This is a genomic window from Actinomadura sp. HBU206391, assembly GCF_014323665.1.
GTDB lineage: Bacteria > Actinomycetota > Actinomycetes > Streptosporangiales > Streptosporangiaceae > Actinomadura_C.
Genome location: NZ_JABVEB010000423.1, coordinates 1 through 3,429 on the forward strand (window position 1 = coordinate 1; position 3,429 = coordinate 3,429).

Annotated in this window: 3 protein-coding genes; all 3 read left to right on the forward strand. The window is 73.8% G+C overall.

Annotation, left to right across the window (positions count from 1 at the left end; all coding sequences use genetic code 11):
- On the forward strand, positions 1 to 1,662 hold a 1,662-nt coding region (locus HKK72_RS37645), incomplete at its 5' end, for an AAA family ATPase (RefSeq protein WP_187239165.1).
- Between the two features lie 99 nt (positions 1,663 to 1,761).
- A complete protein-coding gene (locus HKK72_RS37650; RefSeq protein WP_187239166.1) occupies positions 1,762 to 2,844 on the forward strand; it encodes a winged helix DNA-binding domain-containing protein in 1,083 nt (360 codons plus the stop codon).
- Between the two features lie 11 nt (positions 2,845 to 2,855).
- Entirely contained in the window at positions 2,856 to 3,293 is a 438-nt protein-coding gene (locus tag HKK72_RS37655) for an FtsX-like permease family protein (RefSeq protein WP_187239167.1), read from the forward strand.
- Positions 3,294 to 3,429 lie beyond the last annotated feature (136 nt).

Sequence of the window (3,429 nt, forward strand, 5' to 3'; positions counted from 1 at the left end):
ATCGCCGCGTCGATCGAGGCGGCGCACCTGCGGGCCGAGGCCGGGGTGCCGTCGGAGAAGCCGATGCGTCACTTCGTGTTCGTCGGCCCGTCCGGCACCGGCAAGACGACGGTGGCGCGCACGCTCGCGAAGATCTTTTATGCGTTCGGGCTGCTGCCCACCGCCAACGTGGTGGAGGCGCACCGGGCCGACCTGGTCGGGGAGTACCTGGGCGCCACAGCGCTCAAGACCAATGAGCTGGTCGACTCGGCCCTCGGCGGGATGCTGTTCGTCGACGAGGCCTACAGCCTGATCAACGCGGCCGACGGGCAGCCGGACCGGTTCGGCAACGAGGCCGTACAGGCGCTGCTCAAACGGGCCGAGGACGACCGCGAGCAGCTCGTCATCATCCTGGCGGGATACGAGCAGCAGATGGAGGACTTCCTCGGCTCCAACCCCGGTCTCGCGTCGAGGTTCGGCACCCGGGTGCGGTTCCCGAGTTACCGGCCGGCCGAGCTGCTGCGGATCGCCGACTTCCACACCCGGCTGCGCGACGACCGGCTCGACGACGCCGCCCGGTCGCGGCTGGCGTCGCGGTTCGAGGAGGTGTGGCGTCGCGGGATCATCGACGAGCTGGGCAACGGCAGGTTCGTCAGGTCGCTGGCCGAGGCGGCGGCGCGGGCACGTGACGTGCGGATCGTCTCGGGCGACCGGCCGCCCACCCCGGGCGAGCTCGTCACGCTGTCGGCCGAGGACGTCGAGGCGGCCTTCGCCGAGGTGACCGAGCGCTACCGGGGTTACGCCGAGACGCCCACCCTCGAGGAGGCGCTCGCAGCCCTCGACGCAATGGTCGGCCTGGCGCCGGTGAAGCGGCAGGTGCACGAGATCGCGGCGCAGCTCAAGGTGGCGAAGATGCGCCGGGAGCAGGGCCTGGTGTCGCAGCCGCCGATGCGTCACTTCGTGTTCGCCGGCCCGCCCGGCACGGGCAAGACCTCCGTGGCCCGGGTGCTCGGCCGGGTCTTCGCGGCGCTCGGGATGCTCGCCAGGCCCGCCGTCGTCGAGGCCCAGCGGGCCGACCTCGTCGGCGAGCATCTGGGGTCGACGGCGATCAAGACCAACAAGGTGATCGACTCGGCGCTCGGCGGGGTGCTGTTCATCGACGAGGCCTACGCGCTCGCGGGCGTCGGCTACGCGGGCGGTGACGCGTTCGGGTCCGAGGCCGTGCAGACGCTGCTCAAGCGCGCCGAGGACGACCGGGAGCGGCTCGTCGTCGTGCTCGCCGGTTACGAGTCCGACATGGATCGCTTCCTGCACTCCAACCCGGGGCTGGCCTCGCGGTTCGACGTGCGGGTGGCGTTCCCTTCCTACGGCCCCGACGAGCTGCTCCAGATCGCACAGGTGATCGCCGGGCAGGGCGGCGACCGGTGGGAGGAGGCCGCCCTCGACGATCTCGCCGGAATCTTCCAGCGCGTGTGCGGCCGAGGCTGGATCGATGAGCTCGGCAACGGCCGGTTCGCCCGTTCGGTGTACGAGAAGGCGTGCGCGTCGCGTGACGTTCGCGCCGCCGAACTGGGCGACAAGGCGACCACCGCCGACCTGACGACGCTCACCGCCGAGGACGTCCGCAACGCCTACGAGGAGCTGAGCCCGCGGTTGCCCGGGGTGCGGCGCGGCGGGTCCTGACGAACGGTCCGCTCGGCGGCCGCCGAGCGGACCCCTGCCGAGCCGGGCTCCGGGGGATTCCTGGGAATTCACCGCGCTCGCGGTCGTACGCTTCCCGGCATGGGATCACTCACGTGGCCGCAGGCGCTGGCCTGGCGGATGCGGCGGCAGTTCCTCGACCCGATGGGCGACGCCCCCGCGGTGGAGATCACCCGGCGTCTCGCGGGCGTGCAGGCCCAGGTCGCCTCGGCGGCCGGGCTGGCCGTGGCGGTGCGGCAGGTCGCGCCGCGCGACCGCGACGTGGGGAAGGCCCTCTGGGACGAGCGCACTCTGCTGAAGACCTGGGCGATGCGGGGGACGCTGCACCTGCTGCCGGGCGACGAGGCGGGTGCCTACCTGGCCCTGTGCGCGACGCTGCGCCACTGGGAGAAGCCGAGCTGGCAGCGGGCCTTCGGCGCCACTCCGGCCGAGCTGGAGCTGATCGCGGCCGCGGCCGCGGACGCGCTCGGCGACGGTTCCCCCCGCACCCGTGAGGAGCTCACCGCAGAGATCGTCGAACGCACCGGGTCGGGCCGTCTGGCCGAGGTGCTGGGCTCCGGCTGGGGCACTCTGCTCAAGCCGCTGGCCTGGTGGGGCGTGCTCTGTCACGGGCCCTCGCGCGGAAACCGGGTGACGTTCACCGCGCCGGCGCACCACGTTCTCGGCTGGCGTGGCCTGCCGCCCGCCGAGGAGGCGGCCGGTACGGTCATCCGCGCCTTCCTCGGTGCCCACGGCCCCGCCACGGCGGAGATGTTCGACGCGTGGCTGACCCGGGGGACCAGCCGTCGGAAGGAGCTCCGCGGCTGGTTCGCCACGCTCGGCGACGAGCTGACCGTCGTGGAGGTCGAGGGCGTGCCGATGTACGTCCTGACCGACCACCTCGCCGAGATGCAGGCGATGGAGCCGTCCTCGGCGGTCCGGCTGCTGGGCGGGTTCGACCAGTACGTTCTCGGCGCCGGTACCGGCGCGAGCTACGTCGTCCCGGCGGAACACCGGGCGAAGGTCAGCCGGCAGGCCGGCTGGATCTCTCCGGTGGTCGTCCACGGTGGGCGGGTGGCCGGGGTCTGGGCCGCGAAGGACGGCGCCATCGAGGTCACGGCCTGGGAGGACGTCCCCGGCGGACCGCTCGCCGCAGAGACCGAGCGGCTGTCCGCCCTGGTGTGATCAACGGGAGCGTGGACTTCGTGCCGGGGGCCGGCGATCCCGTGACCGATCGGCTGCAACACGTCGCCGCCGCGGTGATGGTCGCGCTGCTGGTCCTCGCCGCGGTGAACGCGGTGCTCATCGCATGGGCGACGGCGGTGGACGCGCTGCGGCCCACCGCTCTGGCCCGGGCGCTCGGCGCCTCACCGCGTCAGGTCGCCTCCGGCCTGTCCGCCGCGCAGCTGCTCCCGGCACTGGCCGCCGCGGTCGCCGGCATCCCGGCCGGGTTGCTGGTCTACCGGCTCGCCCAGGCGGTGTCGGGCGGAGAGGGCGGTGCGTGGACGGCGCCGCCGCTGCCGTGGCTGATCGCCGTCGTGCCGTGCACGCTCGCGGCCGTCGCGGTGCTCACCGGCGTGCCGGTCCGCGCGGCGGCGCGGCGGCCGGTCGCCGAGGTGCTGCGCAGTGAGTGATCCGTGCCCGAGGGGCGGTCACGGCCGCCCGTAGCCGCCACCGCCCGGGGTCTCCAGCACGAACACGTCACCACCGGCGACGGACGCCGAGTCGCACCCCCGCAGGGCGGTCACCGAGCCGTCGGCGCGCTCGACC

Coding starts and splice junctions, on each gene's coding strand:
- HKK72_RS37650 (WP_187239166.1), top strand. CDS start 1,762: ATGGGATCACTCACGTGGCCGCAGGCGCTGGCCTGGCGGATGCGGCGG.